Raw genomic sequence first — 22,829 nt, forward strand, 5'->3', positions numbered from 1 at the left:
ATCTGGCTGGGCATGCAGCGCATCCTGGACTTTGCCGCTGGCGTCAGGTTCTCACGCGAACTTCAGGCAGCAGGGAGTTGTGTATAACGAAATGCGCTAGCCCCCATCACCAACCTCTGCGTTGCCCGCGTAGCCGCCACATAAAACACCTGCGCCGCTTCCTTTTCGTCCTCCCCTGGCACCAGCATGTGCCCCACGCCGGGTAGCGCCACCACGGGGAACTCCAGGCCTTTGCTGACCTTCATGGTCATCACTTGAATGGCGTCTGCTCCGGGTTGGTAGTCGCCGCCTTTTGGTAGTGCGCTCACGGGGCCTTCCTTCCTTTGGTCAACCTGCTGGCCTTGGGTGTCTTTTTATCCTCATGCGTCAGAAACCCAATGGGCCGCTTGGGCGGCTCCGGTGGTGTGGTGAGCTCACGCACTACGTCCAGCAGTTGGCGCAATTGCAGCCGGGTGTTCCGGCTGAACGTATCGTGTGACATCTCTATAGACTCGGTTTTCATTTCCAACTCAGTCAGGCGTTTGGCAATATCGGCGTTTGCCGAGAGTGCCTGGCGCAACTGCACAAACGCCCGCACGACATAAATTCCCATCTCCACTGCTTGGCTTGACGCCAGCACATTAGCTGCCTGTATTGCCCCGTGCTCGGTAAACGCAAACGGCAGCGCCTTGGAAAACTTCAGATTTTGCAGGTGGTCGCAATTTGCGACCACCTCGGCTTTTTCATCCAGCGTGAGTTGAAACAGAAAATCGCCGGGGAAGCGGTCCCGGTTGCGTTTGACCTGCTCATTGAGCCGCTTGGTCTGCACCCCGTACAGCGCAGCCAAGTCCACATCCAGCATGACCCGCAGGCCGCGAATCACCTGGATACGGCTTTCGATGCGCGGCACCAGTACCGTGTTGCTCGTCATCACGCTTGTAGCCCTTTCATGTTCCTAGCCTTGCCCCAAACCTGCTGTCGCCGCTGACAGTAACCAGCAACCTCTGCGTAGCCGCCACATAAAACACCCGCGCCGCTTCCTTCTCGTCTTCGCCGGGCGCAGGCATGTGCCCCACATCGGGCAGCGCGACCACGGGGAACTTCAGGCCTTTGTTGACTTTCATGGTCATCACCTGAATGGCGTCTGCACCGGGGTTGTAGTCGCCGCTGCGTTTGCGCACGCGGTGCGGCAGCTTGCGTTGGGCCAGGGCCTTGGCCAAGTGGTCGGCTATGGCAAACGCTTCATCACGCAATGTGGGCAGTTTGATGATGATGATGGCGGCTTGGCCTTTGAGCCCGCAGCTGACGGCTTGCTTCGGGCCAACCCGCACGGTGTGCCCAAACGAATAGTCACTGCGCATTTGCCCCAACCGCCCAGCCAGTCGGCGCTTGCCCGCGCTATCGAATGAAGTGGTTCCTGTGAGGGAAATAAGAGTCGCCATTTCGCCGCCACCGCCCTGTTTGGTTGCTCAGTTTGATTAACACTTGGTAACAGGTGATCATGCAGCCAAAGTGACTTCTATGGTCGAGTTGTTTGCGGATTTATTAGAGGGAATGTTCGCGTCGCCTGTCTCCAAAAGCCGCAGCGCCATCCGCCTTACAAGGCAGGGCTTTTAAAGGTGGCAAAGCGTGGTTTACGTGTGCGTGACAGCCGCCTGCGCGTGGGCAAAACCGGCAGAAGCATCCACAATACTCATGTGCTACATAAAATATAGCAATAAAATCAATACCAGCGTGCGCAAAGCCACTATTTAACCAATTTTTTCGTCTCATCCCGCAGCAAATGCCCCAACGGCAGCGCGCCGCTGGCTTTCACCTCGCCGAGCGAAAAACTGGTGTGCAGGTCTTTCACGTTCGGCAGGTTGATCAGCACATCCCTGGCAAACTGGCTGAAGCTGTTCAGGTCACGGCTGACGACCTGCAATTCAAACGTGCCGGTGCCGCTGATGTAGTGGCAGCTGACCACTTCCGGAATCTTGCGGATCGCTTCTTCCAGCGACTGCAGCACGTCGCCGCTGTTGCGCGCGGCGTCCAGGCGCACGAAGGCCAGCACGTCCAGGCCGATCTTGTGGCGGTTGATCTCGGCGCGGTAGCCGGTGATGAAGCCGGCTTCTTCCAGCGCCCGCACACGCCGCCAGCAGGGCGCGGCTGACAAGCCGACGCGCGACGCCAGTTCGGTGTTGGTCAGACGGGCCTCGGTCTGCAACTCGTTCAGGATGGCGATGTCAAACTTGTCCAATGTTTCCATTTTTCGTATTTTGCAGCAAGAATCTTTCGTCAGGCGCGCTAAATCAGGCAAAAAAAGCAAAGACATATCACAAGGCGGGACATACACTTTTGCCTAAAGTCAAAGCGCTGGCCTGACCGGGCTTGACGCTGGCAAAACCATCTGCCCACAAGGCAGGTTACAAAAACCATCCTGGAGACAAACACCATGAATGCACCGCTGCCCGAGCACATCCGCAAAGCGCTGGAAACCGTCACGCTCGACGACAAATATTCGATTGACCGTGGCCGCGCCTTCATGAGCGGCGTGCAGGCGCTGGTCCGTCTGCCGATGCTTCAGCGCACGCGTGATGCCATCGATGGCTTGAACACCGCGGGCTTCATCAGCGGCTACCGGGGCTCGCCGCTGGGCGGTTACGACCAGGCGCTGTGGGCCGCCAAGAAGCACCTGGCGGCGCAAAACATCGTGTTCCAGCCTGGCGTGAACGAAGAACTCGGCGCCACCGCCGTCTGGGGCACGCAGCAGCTCGATTTGTACCCGCAGACCAACAAGTTCGACGGCGTGTTCGGCATCTGGTACGGCAAGGGGCCGGGCGTGGACCGCTGCTCGGACGTGTTCAAGCATGCCAACATGGCCGGTACGGCCAGGCATGGCGGCGTCATCGCGATTGCCGGCGACGACCACATCAGCAAAAGCTCGACCGCGCCGCACCAGAGTGACCACATCTTCAAGGCCTGCGGCCTGCCGGTGTTTTTCCCGTCCAGCGTGCAGGACATCCTGGACATGGGGCTGCATGCCTTTGCCATGAGCCGCTTTTCCGGCCTGTGGTCGGGCATGAAGACGATCCAGGAAGTGGTGGAGTCGTCGAGTTCGGTGTCGGTCGATCCGGACCGGGTGAAGATCATCATGCCGGAAGACTTCCAGATGCCGCCGGGCGGGCTGCACATCCGCTGGCCCGACGCGCCGCTGGAGCAGGAAGCGCGGCTGATGGACTACAAATGGTATGCCGCCCTGGCCTATGTGCGCGCCAACAAGCTCAACTACAACGTGATTGCCGGGCCGAACGACCGCTTCGGCATCATCGCCAGCGGCAAGGCCTTCAACGACACGCGCCAGGCGCTGAACGACCTGGGCCTGGACGAAGACACCTGCCACCAGCTCGGCATCCGCCTGCACAAGGTCAATGTGGTCTGGCCGCTCGAAGCCACCATCACCCGCGACTTTGCCCAGGGCCTGCAGGAAATCCTGGTGGTTGAAGAAAAGCGCCAGGTCATCGAATACCAGATCAAGGAAGAGCTTTACAACTGGCGCGCCGATGTTCGGCCCAATGTGCTCGGCAAGTTCGACGAACCCGAAGGCGACGAGTCGGGCGGCGAATGGAGCCGCTCCAATCCGAGCGACAACTGGCTGCTGCGCGCCAAGGCCGACCTGACGCCGGCGATCATTGCCAAGGCGATTGCCAAGCGCCTGACCAAGCTGGGTGTGCCGAGCGACATCGTGGCCCGCATGCAGGCGCGGCTGGCGGTCATTGATGCACGCGAACGCGCATTGATTGAAACCAAGACCGACACTGGCGAGCGTGCCCCGTGGTTCTGCAGCGGCTGCCCGCACAACACCAGCACCCGCGTACCCGAGGGTTCGCGCGCCGTCGCCGGCATCGGTTGCCATTACATGGCGACCTGGATGGACCGCTCGACCACCACCTTCACGCAGATGGGCGGCGAGGGCGTGCCCTGGGTCGGCCAGTCGGCCTTCACCCGCGACACGCACATCTTTGCCAACCTGGGCGACGGCACCTACTTTCACAGCGGCCTGCTGGCGATTCGCCAGAGCATTGCCGCCGGGGTGAACATCACCTACAAGATCCTCTACAACGACGCGGTGGCCATGACCGGCGGCCAGCAGGTCGGCGAGCGGCCCGAGGGCCATTCGGTGGCGCAGATTGCGCACAGCCTGCGCGCCGAGGGCGTGGCCCGGCTGGTCGTGGTCACCGACGAGCCCGAGAAATACCACGGCCGCTCGCATACCCTGGACAGCAGCGCCGCGCGCGCCGGTCACGCTGAACTGGTCAACGACCTGCCGCCAGGCATCGAGGTGCATCACCGCGACGAGCTGGACAAGCTCCAGCGCGAGTTCCGCGAGCTCAAGGGCACGACGGCCATCATCTACGACCAGACCTGCGCCACCGAAAAGCGCCGGCGCCGCAAGCGCGGCACGCTGGCCGATCCGGCCAAGCGGGTGGTCATCAACGAGCTGGTCTGCGAAGGCTGCGGCGACTGCTCGGTGCAGTCCAACTGCCTGTCGGTAGAGCCGCTGGAAACCGAATTCGGCCGCAAGCGCCAGATCAACCAGAACAGCTGCAACAAGGATTATTCTTGCGTCAAGGGTTTCTGCCCGAGCTTCGTGACGGTCGAAGGCGGCCAGCTCAAGAAGCCGAAGAAAGAGAAGAAGGGCGACCTGAGCAGCCTGCCGCCGGTTCCCGAGCCAGTGCTGCCGGTGGCTGAAAATGCCTGGGGCATCGTCGTCGGGGGCGTCGGCGGCACCGGCGTCATCACCATCGGCCAGTTGCTGGGCATGGCCGCGCACCTCGAAGGCAAGGGCGTGGTGACGCAGGACGCAGGCGGCCTGGCGCAAAAGGGCGGCGCGACCTGGAGCCACATTCAGATCGCCAACCGGCCCGAGTCCATTTTCACCACCAAGGTCGATACCGCCAAGGCCGACCTGGTGATCGGCTGCGACCCGATCGTGACCGCCAGCCCGTACACGCTGGCGACCATGCAGCCAGGCCGCACCTTCGTGGCGATGAATTCGCACGGTGCGCCGACGGCGGCATTCGTCACCAATCCCGACTGGCAGTTTCCGGGCGGCAACTGCGAAAGCGCCGTGCGCGCGGCCGTGGGCGCAGAAGGCATGGCGAGTTTCGATGCCGAGCAGGTTGCAGTGCAGCTGATTGGCGACTCGATCTACACCAACCCGCTGATCCTGGGCTTTGCCTGGCAAAAGGGCCGGGTGCCGCTGTCGCATGCCGCGCTGATGCGGGCCATCGAACTCAACGCGGTGCAGGTGGACAACAACAAGGCGGCTTTCGAATGGGGCCGGCGCTGCGCGCATGACCTGGCGCAGGTACAGGCGCTTTTCAAGGCCGCACAGGTGATCCAGTTTGTCAAGAAACCGTCGCTGAACGAGATGCTGGCCAAGCGGGTCGCCTTCCTGACGGATTACCAGAATGCGGCTTATGCGCAGACCTACCAGTCGTTCGTCGAGAAGGTGCGCGCTGCCGAGGCACCCCTGGGCAAAACCGTGCTGACCGAAGCCGTCGCCCGCTACCTGTTCAAGCTGATGGCCTACAAGGACGAGTACGAAGTGGCGCGGTTGCACACCGACACCGGTTTCCTGAACAAGGTGGGCGCCATGTTTGAAGGCGACTTCAAGCTCAACTACCACCTGGCGCCGCCGCTGCTGGCAAAGAAGAACGACAAGGGCGAGTTGCAAAAGCAGCAATTCGGTCCCTGGATGCTGACCGGCTTCAGGCTGCTGGCCAAACTCAAGGGTCTGCGCGGCACGCCGTTCGACGTGTTTGGCCGCACCGAAGAACGCAAGGAAGAGCGCGCGCTGATTGCCGACTACCGCGCCAGCATCAAGGAAGTGCTGGCCGGCCTGACCCTGGAAAATCACCCGACGGCTGTTGAAATTGCCCGGATTCCCGAACTGATCAAGGGCTACGGCCATGTCAAGGCGCGCCATCTGGCCGCTGCCCGGCCAAAGTGGACGGCGCTGATGCAGGCGTTCCGACAGCCGGAGCCGGTTCGGGAGGTCGCGGCAGCCTGAACTGGTGCGGCTGACTGTTGACTTGGACTTGCTTTGGTTTTGAGGCAAGGCGTTTTCAGGCAGCGGCCCGCCAGGGCCTCACCTAAATAGCCGCACACGCGCGAGTTGAATTCAGCGCTTGTGCCACGCCGCATACAATCCACCGGTCCATGCTCCGGCCTTTCTTGCCTGGGCGCTTGCCAGTGTTCCTTTAAAAATGTGGAGTCAGCCGTGTTTATTTCTTCAGCTTTTGCCCAGACTGCCCCTGCTGCCGCAGCCGGTGGCAGTGACATGATGTCCACCCTGACCGGCATGCTGCCGCTGGTGCTGATGTTCGTGGTGCTGTATTTCGTGATGATCCGTCCGCAGATGCGCAAGCAGAAAGAACACCGCACCATGATTGAGGCCCTGGCCAAGGGTGACGAAGTTGCCACAGCCGGCGGCCTGCTGGGCCGGGTCACGCGCCTGGGCGAAGGCTATCTGACACTGGAAATCGCCTCTGGCGTCGAAGTGCAGCTGCAGCGCAGCGCCATCGTCCAGGTGTTGCCCAAGGGCGCCATCAACAGCGCCAAATAAGGCAGTACTGCAGTAGACAAGACGGTGCAGCCGGCAAGACTGGGCCGTCCATTGCGCCTTTTGTTTTCCGTTTACCAGGGACAGTCCTCTCATGAATCGTTATCCGGCCTGGAAGTACGCCATCATGGCGGTGGTGCTGCTGATTGCTTCGCTTTATACGCTGCCCAATTTCTTCGGTGAAGCGCCTGCGGTGCAGATCTCCAGCAGCAAGTCCACCTCTAAAGTGGACACGAGCACATTGGCCAGGGTCGAGCAGGCGCTGAAGGATGCCAGCATCACGGCCGACGCCATCACGCTGGAAGCGGGTTCCATCAAGGCCCGCTTCAACGACACCGACACCCAGCTCAAGGCGAAAGATGCGATCCAGAAGGCGCTGGCGCCTGATCCTGCCAACCCCGCTTATGTGGTGGCACTGAACCTGCTGTCGCGCTCGCCGGCCTGGCTGACCTCGCTCAACGCCAATCCGATGTATCTGGGACTCGATTTGCGCGGCGGCGTGCATTTCATGCTGCAGGTGGACATGCAGGCGGCGCTGACCAAGCGTGCCGAATCGCTGGCCGGCGACATCCGCCTGTCGCTGCGTGAAAAGAACATCCGGCACAGCGGCATTGTTCGCAACGGCCAGGCGATCGAGATCCGCTTTCGTGACACCGCCACCCTGGAGTCGGCCAAAAACCTGATCCAGGACCAGATTCCCGATCTCCAGATGGCCGAAGCGCCTGACGGCACCGAGTACAAGCTGACCGCGACCATCAAGCCCGAGGCCGCGCGCCGCATCCAGGACCAGGCGCTCAAGCAGAACATGGTGACGCTGCACAACCGGATCAACGAACTGGGCGTGGCCGAGCCGGTGATCCAGCAGCAGGGCATTGACCGCATCGTGGTGCAACTGCCTGGCGTGCAGGACACGGCCAAGGCCAAGGACATCCTGGGCCGTACTGCCACGCTGGAAATGCGCCTGGTCGAAGACAGCGCCGAAGCCCGCGCTGCTGAAAACAACAACGGCCCGGTGCCCTTCGGCGCCGAGCGCTTCTTCGAGCGCAACGGCCAGGCCGTGATCGTCAAGAAGCAGGTCATCCTGACAGGCGAAAACCTGACCGATGCGCAGCCGGGCTTTGATTCGCAGAACCAGCAGCCCAAGGTTGACCTGACGGTCGATGCCAAGGGCGGCCGCATCATGCGCGACACCAGCCGCGAGAACCTCAAGAAGCGCATGGCGATCCTGCTGTTTGAAAAAGGCAAGGGCGAAGTGCTGACCGCGCCGGTCATCCAGGGCGAGCTGGGCAACCGCTTCCAGATTTCCGGCTCCATGAGTGTTGCCGAAGCCAGCGACCTGGCGCTGCTGCTGCGCGCCGGCTCCCTGGCTGCGCCCATGGACATCATTGAGGAACGTACCATCGGCCCCACACTGGGCGCCGAGAACATCACCAAGGGCTTTCACAGTGTGTCCTGGGGCTTTGCGGTGATCGTGGCCTTCATGGCCGTGTATTACATGCTGTTCGGCCTGTTTTCGGGCATTGCGCTGGCGGTCAACCTGCTGCTGCTGGTGGCCGTGCTGTCGATGCTGCAGGCCACGCTGACCCTGCCGGGCATGGCGGCCATGGCGCTGGCGCTGGGCATGGCGATTGACTCGAACGTGCTGATCAACGAGCGCATCCGCGAGGAACTGCGCGGCGGTGCCTCGCCGCAGGCCGCCATCCATTCAGGCTACGAACGGGCCTGGGCGACGATTCTGGACTCGAACATCTCGACCTTGATTGCCGGTCTGGCTTTGCTGGCCTTTGGTTCGGGGCCGGTACGCGGTTTTGCCGTGGTTCACTGCATCGGCATTCTGACCAGCATGTTCTCTGCGGTATTCTTCTCGCGCGGTCTGGTCAACCTCTGGTATGGCCGGCAAAAAAAGCTCAAGACGGTGTCCATTGGCACGATCTGGCGCCCGCCGTCAGACGGCGCGCTCGCCAAGTCATGACCGCCACTTTTTCCTGAGCTGCTTCCCAAGGACCCCAGATGGAATTTTTCAAAATCCGGCGTGATATTCCGTTCATGCGGTATGCGCTGATCTTCAACGTCATCAGTTTCGCCACTTTCGCGCTGGCCGTGTTTTTCCTGTTTTCGCGCGGGCTGCACCTGTCGGTCGAGTTCACCGGCGGCACCCTGATGGAAGTGAACTACACCCAGGCCGCCGATGTCGGCAAGATCCGGGACACGGTGGCCAAGCTCGGCCTGAACGATGTCCAGGTGCAGAATTTCGGCACCTCGCGCGATGTGATGATCCGCCTGCCGGCGCAAAAAGGCGTCAGCACGGCCCAGCAGAGCGATAACGTGCTGGCCGCGCTGAAAACCGCCAGCCCTGACGTGACCCTGCGCCGTACCGAATTTGTCGGCCCGCAGGTGGGTGAAGAACTCGCCCAGGATGGTCTCAAGGCGCTGGCCATGGTGGTGTTCGGCATCATGGTCTATCTGGCGTTCCGGTTCGAGTGGAAATATGCAGTCGCAGCCATCATCGCCAACCTGCATGACGTGGTCATCATTCTTGGATTTTTTGCCTTTTTCCAATGGGAATTCTCGCTGGCCGTGCTGGCCGCCGTTCTGGCGGTGCTGGGTTATTCGGTGAATGAATCGGTGGTGATCTTTGACCGGATTCGCGAGAATTTCCGCCGCTACCGCAAGATGAACACGGAAGAGATCATCAACAACGCGATCACCTCCACGATCAGCCGGACCATCATCACCCACGGCTCGACCCAGATCATGGTGCTGTCCATGCTGCTGTTCGGTGGCCCCACGCTGTTTTACTTCGCGCTGGCGCTGACGATTGGTATTTTGTTCGGCATTTACTCGTCGGTGTTCGTGGCCGCGGCCATTGCCATGTGGCTGGGCATCAAGCGCGAAGACCTGATCAAGGGGCCGTCGAAAAAAGACGAAGACCCGAATGATCCCAACGCGGGCGCAATGGTCTAGCACTATTCGACAACGCTCAATCGCCAGCTGTGCCGTCCCGCAATCCACCGCAAAGTTTTCTTGCCGGACAGGCTCGCGCCCTGTTCACAGAGCGTGTGGCGCAGATGGTGCCGGAACTTGCCAGGACGATTGGTGACACGCTGTCCGAACTGGCGCTGCGGCCGGGGAATGCACGGGAAATGCAGGATCTGCGCGACGCCTTGCGGCTCTACCAGAACAACCGCCCGGCCTGGGTTCACGGCATCCTCGGCGCTGTACGCCAGCCATTCTCTTCGTCCGCCAAGACGACGTCCTCGGTGCTGCCGGAGCTTGGAGAAATGGAACTGGTCGGCAACGAGACCGTCGAGCACCGCATTCTTGCCTCGCGCCTGGCGCTGCGGTTGCTTGATTTTGCAAGTTGGGAGCTCAATGACCTGCGCCTGCGCATCCAGACCCTGGAAGGCATGCCGGAATTGAGCCGGCTGGACCTGTTCCGCCCGGAAGTGATTGCACAGCACCTGGTCGAACAATGGACGCTGGCGGGCCTGCCGCAGTCGGCATGGCTGCTGGGCCAGGACACCATCCACAAGAACATGGCAGCCTGGATGCTGGAGATTTACCACGCAACCAACGCGTTTCTGATCGAACGCGGCGTCATGGCTGAGATTGACCTGCGGCCCCTGGTCAGGCGAACGCCTTCTGCTGTGAAAGCCGGCACGACCGCAGCCGAAGGCGCTGCTCGGATCGGCAGTGGTTCTGCAGGTGATGGAAATTCGGGAACGGCTCCGCTAACCGCACCCACCCGAAGCGGGTGGTCGGGCAACGCCGTCCAGGAAGAAACGCGCATGCAGACGGCGACCACGCCGCTGGCCCGCGTGCGGATGCGCGCGCAGGGTGTGCTCGGACATCTCAAGCAAATGCTTATGAGTCGCGTCGAAGGGTTTGACCAGCCACACGCTCGCCAGGCCTCGCCACAACTGGAACATGCCATGAACCGCCTTCAGCAGCAGGCTGAAGTTGAGATCCGGGAAGGCACCCGGCACTCGGAAGCGGGTTTTGCGCGCACGCAGGTCGACCAGGCGCTTCAGGAGCTGCGCCAGCGGACCAGCGTGCTGAAAAAGGCAGCTTCCAGTTCCGCGGAAAAGGCCACGATCGAAATCGTTGCCCTGATGTTCCAGAGCATCCTGGCAGAAGACCGCATCGCGCCCCAGATCCGTGTATGGTTTGCACGCCTGCAGATGCCGGTCCTTCGGGTGGCTGTCGCCGAGCCGGAGTTTTTCAGTTCGCTTGAGCATCCGGCGCGCCAGTTGATCGACCGCATGGGATCGTGCGCGCTGGGCTTCGATGTGACGGTCGAAGGTGATGTCCTTGAGACGGAAATCAAGCGCGTCGTGCAGGTGATCGAACAATACCCTGAAACCGGACGCCGCGTGTTCCAGCTTGTCTACGAAGAATTCGACAAGTTCCTGTCCCGTTTCTTTGCCGAGCAGGGCAGCGTGGCGCGTGCGGTCAGCCTGGCCCAGCAGCTGGAGCAGAAGGAAACCATGACCGTCCAGTACACCATCGAGATGCGCACCATGCTCGATGGCATGCCGGTACGCGATGAAATACGGGAATTCCTGTTCAGGATCTGGGCCGAGGTGCTGGCGATTGCCGCGATGAAGAACGGTCCGCAGCATGCGCAGACGCTGCTGTTCAAGCAGGCTGCGGCCGATCTGGTCTGGTCGGCCAGCGCCAAGCCCAACCGCAGCGACCGGTCGCGTGTGATTGCCGCGCTGCCCAGACAGCTGCAATTGCTGCGCCAGGGCATGACCCTGCTGGGGCTGGACCTGGCGGCGCAGGATGCCCAGCTGAAGATGATCAACGCCATCATGGCGGATGCCTTCATGTCGAAGACCGATGCGATTCCGCTTGAAAAGATCGAGGCCATGGCCAGGCGCCTGACCAACCTTGAAGACTATCTCTCGGAGCAGGAGGTCGGCGACTTTCCGCTGGATGCCGACAGCCTGGTCACCATGATAGGCATCGACTCGGTGCATATCGAGGTGATTGCCGACGGCGGCAGCCAGCCGACAGACGCCATGTGCGCCTGGGCCAGGGAATTGCAGCCGGGCAGCTGGTTCAACCTGGACCACAATGGAAAAATCAGCCATGTGCAGTTCGCCTGGTGCAGCGAGCGCAAGCAGTTGCACCTGTTTGCCACCGCCGATGGCCGCAGCTTCCTGATCCAGATGCGCCGGCTGGCAGCCTACCTGCAGGCGGGGCTGCTGGTACCGACGGAAGAGGAAGCGCTGACGGTACGCGCCACGCGCGATGCCCTGGCCAAGCTGGACGCCAATCCCGAACGACTTTTTGGCTGAAGCTAAATCGACCGTGGCTTTCGCACACGGCATGCAAAGCGAGTGACAGTTTTTTGCTACTGAATTAATAGCGGATCATGAACGTATTGCCTGCGAAAAAGGCCTATATGTCGTTAAAAACGAATGCGCTTTCGCGCTTGGCCTTATTGGCCAACCGGGCAGGAGTTGCACTGTCGGCAAAGGAATGACGCCATGGCGATGGCAAGGCCACGGGTCAATGCGCGAGGCGGCCTTCGGTGTCGTCGCACAATTCATCGAGCACCAGCGCGTCGGGTTCTTCGCCAAAGCTCCAGTACACCATGAGGACGATGATCTTCAGGTCATCGAGCGACACCGGATCGCCGGGCGCAGCCATGGCCCGGTCCATCACGATTTCGCGCATGTGCGGCGGCAATACGCCCGAGGTTTCCAGGAAGCAGACAAATCCCAGGCTTTGCGCGCCCAGGTGCGCTTGTTCTGCAACGGAGTAGATGCGCAGGCTGTTGCTGGCCTGCGCCTGCATGCGCGCAGGGACGGCGCCGCTGTCCGATGGCTCGCCTGCCAGTGCGCCCGGTGCATCCGGCAAGCTGATCTGCGTGCCTTTGGCGGCAATGTTCAGCCCGTCGAGCCAGACCAGCGCTTCCTGGATTTCCTCGGCTTCGAAGCCTGCTGCGATCAGTTTTCGCCCGAGTCTGTCAAATTCAGGACAGGCGGCGCCCTGCCAGTAATTTTCGTAGACGTAGACCAGAACTTCAAACATGCATTCAATATAACGCAGATAAGCTCAGCCCGCCGCCATGCGCTGAAACAGTCCGCCAGGCAGTCGCACAACCTGTCCTTCGAGTTCGAGTTCGAGCAATCCAGCCTGCAGATGGGCGGTGTCCAGGCCGGTGCGGGCCTGCAGCGCATCCAGGCTCACCGCATCGAATCCCAGCGCCGCCAGCAGCGGATCTTCGCGGGTGCCAGCGGCTTCGTCAGCCTCGTCGCCTTCGGGCGGCGTCTGCAGCGCAGCAGGCGCTGCGCCGGAACCGGTGGGGGCCAGCCGCAGTTCTTCGAGCACATCCTGCGCCACTTCCACCAGCTTGGCGCCCTGCTTGATCAGTGCATGGCAGCCGCGCGACTGCGGCGAATGGATCGAGCCGGGAATGGCAAAGACTTCCTTGCCCTGCTCGGCTGCGAGCCGGGCGGTGATCAGCGAGCCCGACTGCAACGCCGCCTCGACCACCAGCGTTCCCCGGCTCAGGCCGGAAATGATGCGGTTGCGTTTGGGGAAATTGGCCGTCAGCGGCGGCGTTCCGAGCGGGAATTCGCTGATGATCATGCCCTGCCGGGCAATGCGGTGCGCCAGGTCCAGGTGCCGCTTGGGATAGACCCGGTCCAGCCCGGTGCCGACCACCGCAATCGTCTCGCCGCCGCCCAGCATCGCGCCATCGTGGGCTGCGCCGTCAATGCCCAGCGCCAGTCCCGACACCACGCAGATGCCGGCGCTGCCAAACGCTTTGGCAAACTGCCGGGCATTGCTTTCGCCTTGCGGCGTCGGGTTGCGGCTGCCGACGATGGCCAGGCTGTTTGCTATTTTTTCAGTAGCTGAAAATGCACTGTTGGCAAGCGAACCCAGCATGTAAAGCATCAAAGGTGGATCTTCGATGTCGAGCAGGGCCGGTGGATAGGCAGGGTCGCCCAGCACCGCGATGCGTCGGTCGTGTCCGTCCTTTAGCCAGTCTGTCGTGGTCTTCAGCTGTGCCGCCAGGCCGGGCGGCTCGCTGCGCAGCGTGCTTGCCAGCTTGTCGGAGCCGAGTTGCTGCAGGGTGGCGCTGCTTTGCTCGAAGATGGCCTGCGCCGAGCCGAACGCCGTCAGCAGCTTGCGCGCCGTGGTATTGCCCACGCCGGGTGTGAGCGCCAGCCGCAACCAGGCGCGGAGCTCTTCGGAATCCATGGCGTCGGCCATTTATCGGGATGGCCGTTGAGCCGCCGCCTTGGCGTGCTCGGCCATGCAAGTGCAGTACACCGGCTGCATGCCGTTCAATCCGGGTTGGTGAAACGGTCGCCGACCTTGATGCCGTCAGTGGCCCTCAGGATCAGCGCATACGACAGCCGGTCAAAGGTGCGAAACACCATCAACAGGCCGTTGCGCTCGTTGGGCAGCTTGATGTCCGGCCGGGCGCTGTCGGTCTTGTCGCGCAGGCGCTCGCCGTCCTTCAGGATGGCCATCACATGGCCGCGCTCCAGGCCGTCGCGGCTTCCCCGGTTGATCACCACGATCTGGTTTTCAGAGGCCCAGGCCACGGCGTTGCCGTAGACCGAAACGATCTGTCCCGCCATGGGCGTCGAAGGCGCGCGCGGCACATAGCTGCGCAATTCACGGGGCGGCTCGGCCATCAGGCGGTCACCGACGCGCATTTCTTCCTTGGCGGCCACGATGTCGATGGTGGCCGGCACGCGTTCGGTCTGCAGCTTGCCGTCCTTGTCCGGATTCTGGACGCTGGATTCGCCGCGCACCAGCTCGGCCTTGCCGACGTAGTGCGCTTCATAACCCAGGATTTCCTGGGTGGTCGGGTCTTTCAACGGCGTGGCGTTGCGAAACACCCGGTAGTCCAGTGGCTCACCCTTGCGGTCGCTTAGCGGCTGGCCAGGGCCATCGCCGCCCGCATAGCCGCCCAGCGCGTAGGCGCGGTCGCCACGGCTGAGCAGCACCCGGCCTTCCTGGGTGGCGACGATGCGCGGGGCTTGTGAAAAAGTCAGTGCATCGACAATCAAGGGCTCGGCCAAAAAGGGCTCGATGTCCTGCGGCGCCAGCGTGGGAATCGAGGCATCGGCCAGCGACTCGTAGCGGGTGCGCGGCGACACCCGGACAGTGCCCATCGACGCACCATCGCTGCCCGCCTGGCGGGTGCGCAAGGTCGCGCGGCCATCGCGCTTGTCGAGGAACAGCTGCTGGCCGGGATAGATGCGGTGCGGGTTTCGGATGTCTTCCAGGTTCATGCCCCAGAGTTCGGGCCAGCGCCAGGGACTTTTGAGGAACAGGCCCGAGATGGCCCACAGGGTGTCGCCCGATCTGACGGTGTAGCTGTCAGGCGCATTGGGCATCAGGTCGGCCAGGGGGATGCCGGTCCGGGCCACCTGCGCGGCCGTGGCCTGCTGGCCCGGGGTGATGGGAAAGTTCTGGGCCTGCACGCCGGCTGACAGGGACAGCAGACCCGCAACGACGATTGAAACAGGGCGGAATCGACCAAAAGTTGTGTGCATCTTGAAGCTTGTTGGAACGGACTGCATTTACTTTGCGCTACAAGGAAATGCATTTTGCAATGCTTGTATCCGCGCAAATTTCCAGCGATTCTGTACCCAAGCCCTTCATTAAGCAATGATTAGGAGATTCTGAGAGGATTACAGGCTTTGAAAATTGGGAAAAGTGGCGAAAATAGCGACTTCTCCCCATTGCTGTCATGACCCAACTCACCATTCTTCGCTATCCCGATCCGCGCCTGCATACCGTGGCCAAGCCGGTTGCAGCCATCGACGCCCGTGTGCGCCAGCTGGCCGACGCCATGTTCCAGACCATGTACGACGCCGAAGGCATCGGCCTGGCCGCCACGCAGGTTGATGTGCACGAACGGCTGCTGGTCATCGACGTGAGCGAGGCCCGCGACCAGCCGCTGGTGTTGATCAATCCTGAAATCGTCTGGGCCAGCCTAGAGACGCGCATCGGCGACGAAGGCTGCCTGTCGGTGCCCGGCATCTACGACGGTGTCGAACGCTCGCTGGCAGTGAAGGTCGAGGCGCTGGACCTGGACGGCCAGCGCCAGGTACACGAGGCCGAAGGCATGCTGGCAGTCTGCATCCAGCATGAAATGGACCACCTGATGGGCAAGGTGTTTGTTGAATACCTGTCGCCCCTCAAGCGCAACCGCATCAAGACCAAACTGGTCAAGCAAAAAAAGGACGAGGAACGCGACTCGGTGCGCTGACGTGACGAGGAGGGGGTTGCCGCTTCGACATGCTTGATGCGCCGGCGACTCTTTAGAATCACGCCCCATGCGCGTTATTTTTGCCGGTACCCCTGACTTTGCCCGTGTGGCGCTTGTGCAATTGCACGCTGCCGGTTTTGAAATCCCCCTGGTGCTGACCCAGCCCGACCGCCCCGCCGGACGCGGCCTGAAGCTGCAGGCGTCCGCCGTCAAGCAGTGGGCCGAAAGCCAGCAGATTCCCGTCGTCCAGCCCAGAAGCCTGCGGCTGGACGGCAAATACCCCGAAGACGCCGCTGCCGCGCGAGATGCAATGCAAGCGGCGCAGGCCGATGCCATGGTGGTCGCTGCCTACGGGCTGATCCTGCCGCAGTGGGTGCTTGACCTGCCCCGGCTGGGTTGCTTCAACATCCACGCTTCATTGCTGCCGCGCTGGCGCGGCGCCGCGCCTATCCACCGTGCGATCCAGGCCGGCGACCGGGAAACCGGCATCACCCTGATGCAGATGGATGCGGGACTGGACACTGGAGACATGCTGCTGGTGGAAAAACTGGGTGTCCAAGACACCGACACCACCGGCACGCTGCATGACCGGCTGGCCGCGCTGGGCGGGCAGATGGTCGTGCAGGCGCTGAATCTGGCGGGCAGCAGCCAGCTGCATCCGGTCCGGCAGCCTGCCCAAGGCGTGAGCTATGCCCACAAGATCGAAAAAGCCGAAGCAGCGGTCGACTGGACGCAGCCGGTGGCCGTGGTGGACCGGCACATCCGCGCCATGACGCCTTTCCCGGGCGCCAGCACGCAGCTGGGGCCGGATACCCTGAAACTGTGGCACTGCGAAATTGATAGCTGTTCACGCCCGCCTGATGTGCGTGAAGGCCAGATTTTGTCTGCAAATGCTGATGGCGTCCGGGTCGTCTGCCGTGACGGCGTGCTGGTGCTCACCGAACTGCAGCGCGCCGGCGGCAAGCGCCTGGGCAGCGCTGACTTTTTGCGCGGCTTTGCGCTGGCGCCCGGCATGGCGTTCGGAAAGTAACCGCCGGTGTTTCTGCGCGCTGCTTATTACCGCCACGCTGAATTCCGCCAGGGTGCGCGCGACATGTTCTCCGTGGCGCCGGGTTTTGCCGCCTGGGGCCTGATGACCGGCGTGGCCATGGTCAAGTCGGGCATGAGCGTCATCGAGGCGATCCTGATGACGGTGCTGGTGTATGCCGGCAGCGCGCAGCTGGCCGCGATTCCGCTGCTCGTCGCGGGCGCGCCGGCGTGGGTGATTCTGGCCACCGCCTTTTGCGTCAACCTGCGCTTCGTGGTGTTCAGCGCGCACCTGCGTGCCTACCTGATGCACCTGCCCCGCTGGCAACGCCTGCTGACCGGCTTTTTGACCACGGACCTGAGCTACGTGCTGTTCGTGCGCCGCTTTCCCGTGCCTGGCGACACGCCCGGCCAGCGCCTGGCGGAGCAGGCCTACCTGGCGGGCAATTGCGGGTTGTGCTGGGTCAACTGGATGGGCAGCAGCCTGGTCGGCATTGCGCTGGCCAATTTCATCCCGAGCGCCTGGGGGCTGGGTTTTGCCGGCATCCTGGCATTGCTCGGCATCTCTTTTTCGCTGGTCACCACCCGGCTGCGCATCATCGCGGCGCTGGTGGCGGGCGCGGCGGCGGTGGCCGCGTTCGCGCTGCCGCTCAAGCTCAACATCCTGGTGGCCATCGCGGCTGCAGTTGCCGTTTGCATGATGCTTGAACGGGCCGGCCTGCGCGCGGCAGCGCATTCCCCGGGCGCCGTCCCTGAAGAAAAGCCATGAACGAGACCGATCTCTGGACCATCGGGACCATCGTCGGCATGGCGGGGGTGACGGTGCTGACGCGCTGCTTTTTCTTTTTGTCAGACAAGCCGTGGACCCTGCCGGACCTGGCCCGGCGCGGCCTGGACTATGCGCCGATTGCTGCGCTGGCGGCGGTGATCGTTCCCGAAATCGTCATGACGCAGGGCCACCTCATCGCCACCTGGCAGGATGCCCGGCTGTTTGGCACGGCGGCGGGCGTCGCCTGGTTTTTCTGGCGCCGGGGCGTGCTGGGCACCATCGTGAGCGGCATGGTGGTGTACCTGACGCTGCACCTCGGCTTGGGCTGGTGAATGTGGCCCCCACGGTCGCCCACTGCGTGTGGCTTCCTGCCCCCCGAGGGGGCTGCTGCGCCTGCGGCCCGGCAAAGCCGGTTCCGCGGCCCCTGCTGGGTTGGAGAGATTGCCCCCTAGGGTCGCTGGGTGGCAAGGGCCGAACCCTACAATTCTTTTTAGCCAGCCGCCCACCGGCGGTTTTATCAACCTTTGTACTTTGCGAGTCGCCCATGAATTTCATCCGTTTTTCTGATTTGTGCGCCAGCGGCCAGGTCGCCGGCAAACGCGTGTTCATCCGTGCCGACCTGAACGTGCCGCAGGACGCCAGTGGCGCCATCACCGAGGACACGCGCATCCGTGCTTCGGTGCCGTGCCTGCAGATGGCACTCGATGCCGGGGCGGCGGTGATGGTCACGTCGCACCTGGGCCGCCCCGTGGAAGGCGAATTCAAGCCGGCCGATTCGCTGGCGCCGGTTGCCCGACGGCTCGGCGAGCTGATGCAGCGCGAAATTCCCGTGGTGTCGAACTGGGTCGATGGCGTGGACGTGAAACCTGGTCAGCTGGTGATGCTGGAAAACTGCCGGCTGAACAAGGGCGAGAAGAAAAACGACGAAGCGCTGGCACGCAAGATGGCCGCGTTGTGCGACATCTTCGTGCATGACGCCTTCGGCACCGCGCACCGGGCCGAAGCCTCGACCTACGGCATTGCGCAATATGCGCCCGTCGCCTGCGCCGGTCCGCTGCTGGCCGCCGAGATGGACGCCATCACGGCCGCCTTCGCCCATCCCAAGCGGCCGCTGGTCGCCATCGTCGCTGGCAGCAAGGTCTCGACCAAGCTGACCATCCTCAAGGCGCTGGCCGAAAACGTCGATCAGCTGATCGTCGGCGGCGGCATTGCCAACACCTTCATGCTGGCCGCCGGCCTGAACATCGGCAAGAGCCTGGCCGAACCCGACCTGTTGGCCGAAGCCACGGCGGTGATGGCCGCCATGAAGGCGCGCGGCGCCGAGGTGCCGATTCCGACCGACGTGGTCTGCGCCAAGACCTTTGCCGCCGATGCGCCGGCCACCGTCAAGCAGGCGACCGATGTCGAGGACGACGACCTGATCCTGGACATTGGCCCCGACACCACCGCCCGGCTGGCCGCGCAACTCAAGCGCGCTGGCACCATCGTCTGGAACGGGCCGGTCGGCGTGTTCGAGTTCGAGGCCTTTTCACACGGCACCGAAGGCATCGCCCGGGCGATTGCCGAATCCAGCGCCTTCAGTATTGCCGGCGGCGGCGACACGCTCGCGGCGATCGCCAAGTACGGCATTGAAAAAGACGTGGGCTATATCTCGACCGGTGGCGGCGCTTTCCTCGAAGTGCTGGAAGGCAAGACGCTGCCGGCTTTCGAGATTTTGCAGAAACGGGCCGGCGACGCGCGCTGACCGCTCTTTTTTTAATAGCTGCTTGCGCCCGCCCAGCATGCGGAAAAAGCTTTTTTTGCTTGTAAAAAGAGGTTTTTGCGTATTTCTGGCGTGACAGGTGTGCAGCCAGCGCAATGCGCATTTCACCCGTCCTGCACGCGCGCTTTTTGGTACCCGTTTGGTAACCGGTTCCGTGTAAGAATCGGAAACTAAATTACAAGGAGACACCCCCCCATGACGCGTCGCGCCACCAAAATCGTTGCCACTCTTGGCCCTGCTTCCAGTGATCCGGTTCTGCTGGAAAAAATGATATGTGCCGGGGTCAATGTGGTACGGCTGAACTTCAGCCACGGCAAGGCACAGGACCACATCGACCTGGCCGCCCTAGTGCGCGAAGTGGCCCAGCGCACCGGCCGCGAAGTCGCCATCATGGCTGACCTGCAAGGCCCGAAAATCCGCGTCGGCAAGTTTGCCGAAGGCCGTGTGATGCTGGTGCCGGGTGAGAAATTCATCCTCGACGCGTCCCGCGTCGAACTGGGTGATGTCAAGGGCGTCGGGCTGGACTACAAGGAGCTGCCGCGCGATGTCAAGGCACGCGATGTGCTGCTGCTCAACGATGGCCTGATCGTGCTGACCGTCGATGCGGTGCGTGGCGAGGAAGTCCACACCACCGTCAAGCTCGGTGGCGAGCTGTCGAACAACAAGGGCATCAACAAGCAGGGCGGCGGCCTGACCGCGCCGGCGCTGACGGCCAAGGACATGGAAGACATCAAGACTGCGATGAGTTTCCAGGCCGACTACGTCGCCGTGAGCTTTCCGAAAAACGCCACCGATATGGAAATGGCGCGCCAGCTGTGCAACGTAGCCGCCGCGCCCTACAAGCACAAGCCGGGCCTGATCGCCAAGATCGAGCGCGCCGAGGCGATTCCCAAGCTCGACGAAATCCTCAAGGTCAGCGACGGCATCATGGTCGCGCGCGGCGACCTGGCGGTCGAAGTCGGCAATGCTGCCGTGCCGGCGCTGCAAAAACGCATGATCAAGATGGCCCGGGCCGCCGACAAGGTCGTCATCACCGCGACGCAGATGATGGAAAGCATGATCCTGAACCCGGTGCCCACGCGCGCCGAGGTCAGCGACGTGGCCAATGCGGTGCTCGACGGCACTGATGCGGTGATGCTCAGCGCCGAAACCGCCGCTGGCCGCTTCCCGCTGGAAACCGTCGAGGAAATGGCGAAGATCTGCGAGGAAGCCGAGAAGGCCGAGTACAAGGAGCTGAGCGCCGACTTTTCCGGCAAGACCTTTGCGCGGATTGACCAGTCGATTGCCATGGGTGCGCTGTTTACCGCCCACCACCTGGGAGCCAAGGCCATCGTGGCGCTGACCGACAGCGGCTCGACCGCCCTGTGGATGAGCCGCCATGACATCCGGGTGCCGATCTATGCGCTGACCCCGCGTCTGGAAACCCAGCGCAAGATGGCGCTTTACCGCAACGTGCGCTCCATCCTCATGGACAGCAGCGCCGACCGCGACACTGCGCTCGAACAGGCTGAAGGCCACCTGCTGCGCCTGGACATCGTTCAGAGCGGCGATGTGTACGCCATCACCTGCGGCGAGCCCATGGGCGCCCCGGGCGGCACCAACATGCTCAAGATCTGCCGGGTGGCGTAGGCCCCCACGCTTGTCGCTTCGCGTACTGCGCTGCCCCCCGAGGGGGCGCTGCGCCTGTGGCCCGGCAAAGCCGGTTCCACGGCCCCTGCTGGCGCGGCGAGGGTGCACGGCGCGCCCGGTCGGTGCTGGTCTGAATCCACCGCCAGGGGCGCTGCGTATAGCCCTACGCCATGAAAACTATCTTCTCTGAATTGCCCAGACGCTCATTGTTCGCCATGCTGCCGGCGCTGCTCACCGCCTGCTCGGGCACTGACCTGCTCAACGCCACGGTTTCCACCGACAGCTACCGGCGCACCGAGGGACTGGCCTATGGCGCCGACCCGCGCCAGCTGCTTGACGTGTACCAGCCGGCCGCAGGGGTTTCCCGCGCTCCGCTGGTGGTGTTTTTCTATGGCGGCAGCTGGTCGTCGGGCGAGCGCGGCGACTACCGGTTTGTCGGCGAAGCGCTGGCGTCGCGCGGCATTGTGGCAATGGTCGCCGACTACCGGCTGAGCCCGGCCTTCCGCTACCCGGCCTTTGTGCAGGACAGCGCCAGCGCGGTGCGCTGGGCGGTTGACCACGCGGCACGCTTTGGCGCTGACGAAAAACGCATTTTTGTCATGGGCCACAGCGCCGGCGCCTACAACGCCGCCATGGTCGCGCTGGATGCGCGCTGGCTGGCGGCGGTCGGTCTGGCACCTGCACAGTTGGCGGGCTGGATCGGGCTGGCCGGACCCTACGACTTTTTGCCGATTGGCGACGTCCAGACACGGGTCGCCTTCAACTGGCCGCAGACCTCAGCGGAAAGCCAGCCGATCATTCATGCGTCATCGGCCTCGCCGCCTGCATTGCTGCTGGCGCCAGCCGTGGACAGCGTGGTCAATCCGCAGCGCAGCACGGTGGCCATGGCGGCGCGGCTTCGTGCCAGCGGCGTTCGGGTCGAGTCCGAACTGTTCCCCGGCGTCAGCCATGTCACCTTGCTGGCATCCATGGCGCAGGTTCTCAGAAGCCGGGCGCCGGTGCTGGCGCGCGTGACAGATTTCGTGCAATCAGCTGGCTGACCGCCGCATCCACGCCGGCCGCCACCGTCCAGCACAGCCAGGCGGTCCACAAGGTATGGCTCATGTAGTGCGCGCCGCGAACCTGCTGCGCCAGCCCGAAGACGAAGCCGGCCAGCATCGCGCCGGCCAGCCAGCGCCGGGCGGTATGGGGAAGCACATGCCTGAAGGCGAAAAATCCGCCCATGAAGGCAAAGCCTGCCGACGCATGCCCGGCCGGAAAGCAGCCGCCTGTGCCGCCATCGCGAATGCCCCAGGCCCAGTGCGACACATGCGTCGCCACGCCGCCGAAGTCCTGCAGGTCCCAGGGGCAGCTGGTATGGCTGTACAGCTTGATCGTTGAGACGATCAGCAGCGCGACCAGCGTTGTCAAGGCCAGTTGAACTCGCCGCACCATGGGCAGGCGCTTGAGGCTGCCCAGGGGCAGGAACATGCCCACCAGCAGGTACAGCTCCAGCACCCAGGGCCACAGCCTGACGTCGTCATGCAGCAGGTTGCGCCACAGCCAGTGGCTTTCCAGCGCAAAACCGTTCGTGGAGCCGAACCAGTGCGCCATGACGAGGTCAAGGCTTGAGAAGTCCCAGATCAGCAGCAGCAACAGGCTGCCCAGCGTCCAGCGTAGAAAGTGCGTGCGGGGGGAGGGGACAGGAAACAGCTGGTTAGACATGGTGGCTTTGGGCATATCGGGTGCTGCGAAGGTAGCGGCGATGCCTTAAGTCACTCTTAAAGACCGGCGAAGTTCTGAAAAATAAGTCACGGGCGCGACAATAGGC

General features: G+C 62.9%; 19 protein-coding genes and 1 pseudogene. 12 read left to right on the plus strand and 8 right to left on the minus strand.

The genetic code is table 11. From position 1 onward, the window contains the following. Positions 1-62: 62 nt before the first annotated feature. The 4 genes and pseudogenes from GZ092_RS05030 to GZ092_RS05045 form a co-directional block, all read right to left on the minus strand. Positions 63-287: pseudogene (locus GZ092_RS05030) on the minus strand (3'-5' exonuclease); the annotation flags it as partial. A 17-nt stretch (positions 288-304) separates the two neighbouring features. After that, on the minus strand, positions 305-910 hold the full coding sequence (locus GZ092_RS05035) for an ORF6N domain-containing protein (protein ID WP_293634986.1): 606 nt from the start codon (positions 908-910) through the stop codon (positions 305-307). Between the two features lie 16 nt (positions 911-926). Beyond that, complete coding sequence (locus GZ092_RS05040) at positions 927-1,340, minus strand: 3'-5' exonuclease (RefSeq protein ID WP_293634987.1); 414 nt, start codon at positions 1,338-1,340, stop codon at positions 927-929. A 386-nt stretch (positions 1,341-1,726) separates the two neighbouring features. Continuing rightward, a complete protein-coding gene (locus tag GZ092_RS05045) occupies positions 1,727-2,227 on the minus strand; it encodes an Lrp/AsnC family transcriptional regulator (RefSeq protein WP_293634988.1) in 501 nt (166 codons plus the stop codon). A gap of 186 nt (positions 2,228-2,413) precedes the next feature. Between GZ092_RS05045 and GZ092_RS05050 the strand changes: the two genes are divergently transcribed. The 5 genes from GZ092_RS05050 to GZ092_RS05070 all read left to right on the plus strand — a co-directional run bounded on the left by GZ092_RS05050 (position 2,414) and on the right by GZ092_RS05070 (position 11,889). After that, positions 2,414-6,034, plus strand: a complete 3,621-nt coding sequence (locus tag GZ092_RS05050; protein WP_293634989.1) for an indolepyruvate ferredoxin oxidoreductase family protein — start codon at positions 2,414-2,416, stop codon at positions 6,032-6,034. A 210-nt stretch (positions 6,035-6,244) separates the two neighbouring features. Continuing rightward, positions 6,245-6,589 (plus strand): preprotein translocase subunit YajC, encoded by a 345-nt coding sequence (yajC, locus tag GZ092_RS05055; protein ID WP_293634990.1) that lies wholly within the window; start codon positions 6,245-6,247, stop codon positions 6,587-6,589. Between the two features lie 91 nt (positions 6,590-6,680). Beyond that, entirely contained in the window at positions 6,681-8,558 is a 1,878-nt protein-coding gene (gene secD / locus GZ092_RS05060; RefSeq protein WP_293634991.1) for a protein translocase subunit SecD, read from the plus strand. A gap of 38 nt (positions 8,559-8,596) precedes the next feature. Then, positions 8,597-9,550, plus strand: a complete 954-nt coding sequence (gene secF / locus GZ092_RS05065) for a protein translocase subunit SecF (RefSeq protein ID WP_293634992.1) — start codon at positions 8,597-8,599, stop codon at positions 9,548-9,550. Positions 9,551-9,579: 29 nt separating this feature from the next. Further along, positions 9,580-11,889, plus strand: coding sequence for a DUF1631 family protein (locus GZ092_RS05070; protein WP_293634993.1), 2,310 nt, complete (start codon positions 9,580-9,582; stop codon positions 11,887-11,889). 214 nt (positions 11,890-12,103) lie between these two features. On the opposite strand, the gene GZ092_RS05075 is transcribed toward GZ092_RS05070, so the two are convergent. The 3 genes from GZ092_RS05075 to GZ092_RS05085 all read right to left on the minus strand — a co-directional run bounded on the left by GZ092_RS05075 (position 12,104) and on the right by GZ092_RS05085 (position 15,114). After that, positions 12,104-12,628 carry a DUF494 domain-containing protein gene (locus GZ092_RS05075; protein ID WP_293634994.1) on the minus strand — a complete coding sequence of 175 codons (525 nt, stop codon included), beginning with the start codon at positions 12,626-12,628 and terminating at the stop codon, positions 12,104-12,106. 24 nt (positions 12,629-12,652) lie between these two features. Then, positions 12,653-13,804 (minus strand): DNA-processing protein DprA, encoded by a 1,152-nt coding sequence (dprA, locus tag GZ092_RS05080; RefSeq protein ID WP_293634996.1) that lies wholly within the window; start codon positions 13,802-13,804, stop codon positions 12,653-12,655. Positions 13,805-13,890: 86 nt separating this feature from the next. Next, the gene (locus tag GZ092_RS05085) at positions 13,891-15,114 is read right to left on the minus strand and encodes a LysM peptidoglycan-binding domain-containing protein (protein WP_293634998.1); all 1,224 of its coding nucleotides are present in this window, start codon (positions 15,112-15,114) and stop codon (positions 13,891-13,893) included. Between the two features lie 197 nt (positions 15,115-15,311). Here GZ092_RS05085 and def point away from each other — a divergent pair, with 197 nt between their 5' ends. The 7 genes from def to GZ092_RS05120 all read left to right on the plus strand — a co-directional run bounded on the left by def (position 15,312) and on the right by GZ092_RS05120 (position 22,059). Continuing rightward, positions 15,312-15,833: a peptide deformylase gene (def, locus tag GZ092_RS05090; RefSeq protein WP_293635000.1), complete on the plus strand. Its 522-nt coding sequence runs from the start codon at positions 15,312-15,314 to the stop codon at positions 15,831-15,833. 67 nt (positions 15,834-15,900) lie between these two features. Further along, positions 15,901-16,863, plus strand: a complete 963-nt coding sequence (fmt, locus tag GZ092_RS05095; protein ID WP_293635002.1) for a methionyl-tRNA formyltransferase — start codon at positions 15,901-15,903, stop codon at positions 16,861-16,863. Positions 16,864-16,926: 63 nt separating this feature from the next. Beyond that, on the plus strand, positions 16,927-17,628 hold the full coding sequence (locus GZ092_RS05100; protein WP_293635236.1) for an AzlC family ABC transporter permease: 702 nt from the start codon (positions 16,927-16,929) through the stop codon (positions 17,626-17,628). Beyond that, entirely contained in the window at positions 17,625-17,960 is a 336-nt protein-coding gene (locus GZ092_RS05105; RefSeq protein ID WP_293635004.1) for an AzlD domain-containing protein, read from the plus strand. The genes GZ092_RS05100 and GZ092_RS05105 overlap by 4 nt, the downstream gene beginning before the upstream one ends. Positions 17,961-18,172: 212 nt before the next feature. Further along, entirely contained in the window at positions 18,173-19,372 is a 1,200-nt protein-coding gene (locus GZ092_RS05110) for a phosphoglycerate kinase (RefSeq protein ID WP_293635006.1), read from the plus strand. A gap of 213 nt (positions 19,373-19,585) precedes the next feature. Further along, complete coding sequence (gene pyk, locus GZ092_RS05115) at positions 19,586-21,019, plus strand: pyruvate kinase (RefSeq protein ID WP_293635008.1); 1,434 nt, start codon at positions 19,586-19,588, stop codon at positions 21,017-21,019. A gap of 170 nt (positions 21,020-21,189) precedes the next feature. Next, complete coding sequence (locus GZ092_RS05120; RefSeq protein ID WP_293635010.1) at positions 21,190-22,059, plus strand: alpha/beta hydrolase; 870 nt, start codon at positions 21,190-21,192, stop codon at positions 22,057-22,059. Here GZ092_RS05120 and GZ092_RS05125 read toward each other — a convergent pair. Further along, positions 22,001-22,738 (minus strand): phosphatase PAP2 family protein, encoded by a 738-nt coding sequence (locus GZ092_RS05125; RefSeq protein WP_293635012.1) that lies wholly within the window; start codon positions 22,736-22,738, stop codon positions 22,001-22,003. The two genes, GZ092_RS05120 and GZ092_RS05125, sit on opposite strands and share 59 nt — an antisense overlap. Positions 22,739-22,829 lie beyond the last annotated feature (91 nt).

The sequence above is a fragment of the Polaromonas sp. genome (assembly GCF_010365105.1).
Lineage (GTDB): Bacteria > Pseudomonadota > Gammaproteobacteria > Burkholderiales > Burkholderiaceae_C > Polaromonas.

Excerpts from the sequence above, each read along its gene's own strand:
- dprA (WP_293634996.1), bottom strand. The coding sequence starts at position 13,804 with ATGGATTCCGAAGAGCTCCGCGCCTGGTTGCGGCTGGCGCTCACACCC.
- GZ092_RS05120 (WP_293635010.1), top strand. The coding sequence starts at position 21,190 with ATGAAAACTATCTTCTCTGAATTGCCCAGACGCTCATTGTTCGCCATG.
- GZ092_RS05050 (WP_293634989.1), top strand. The coding sequence starts at position 2,414 with ATGAATGCACCGCTGCCCGAGCACATCCGCAAAGCGCTGGAAACCGTC.
- GZ092_RS05035 (WP_293634986.1), bottom strand. The coding sequence starts at position 910 with ATGACGAGCAACACGGTACTGGTGCCGCGCATCGAAAGCCGTATCCAG.
- GZ092_RS05110 (WP_293635006.1), top strand. The coding sequence starts at position 18,173 with ATGAATTTCATCCGTTTTTCTGATTTGTGCGCCAGCGGCCAGGTCGCC.
- GZ092_RS05100 (WP_293635236.1), top strand. The coding sequence starts at position 16,927 with ATGTTCTCCGTGGCGCCGGGTTTTGCCGCCTGGGGCCTGATGACCGGC.
- secD (WP_293634991.1), top strand. The coding sequence starts at position 6,681 with ATGAATCGTTATCCGGCCTGGAAGTACGCCATCATGGCGGTGGTGCTG.
- GZ092_RS05075 (WP_293634994.1), bottom strand. The coding sequence starts at position 12,628 with ATGTTTGAAGTTCTGGTCTACGTCTACGAAAATTACTGGCAGGGCGCC.
- GZ092_RS05105 (WP_293635004.1), top strand. The coding sequence starts at position 17,625 with ATGAACGAGACCGATCTCTGGACCATCGGGACCATCGTCGGCATGGCG.
- GZ092_RS05125 (WP_293635012.1), bottom strand. The coding sequence starts at position 22,738 with ATGCCCAAAGCCACCATGTCTAACCAGCTGTTTCCTGTCCCCTCCCCC.
- def (WP_293635000.1), top strand. The coding sequence starts at position 15,312 with ATGACCCAACTCACCATTCTTCGCTATCCCGATCCGCGCCTGCATACC.
- secF (WP_293634992.1), top strand. The coding sequence starts at position 8,597 with ATGGAATTTTTCAAAATCCGGCGTGATATTCCGTTCATGCGGTATGCG.
- GZ092_RS05040 (WP_293634987.1), bottom strand. The coding sequence starts at position 1,340 with ATGCGCAGTGACTATTCGTTTGGGCACACCGTGCGGGTTGGCCCGAAG.
- pyk (WP_293635008.1), top strand. The coding sequence starts at position 19,586 with ATGACGCGTCGCGCCACCAAAATCGTTGCCACTCTTGGCCCTGCTTCC.
- GZ092_RS05045 (WP_293634988.1), bottom strand. The coding sequence starts at position 2,227 with ATGGAAACATTGGACAAGTTTGACATCGCCATCCTGAACGAGTTGCAG.
- fmt (WP_293635002.1), top strand. The coding sequence starts at position 15,901 with ATGCGCGTTATTTTTGCCGGTACCCCTGACTTTGCCCGTGTGGCGCTT.
- GZ092_RS05085 (WP_293634998.1), bottom strand. The coding sequence starts at position 15,114 with ATGCACACAACTTTTGGTCGATTCCGCCCTGTTTCAATCGTCGTTGCG.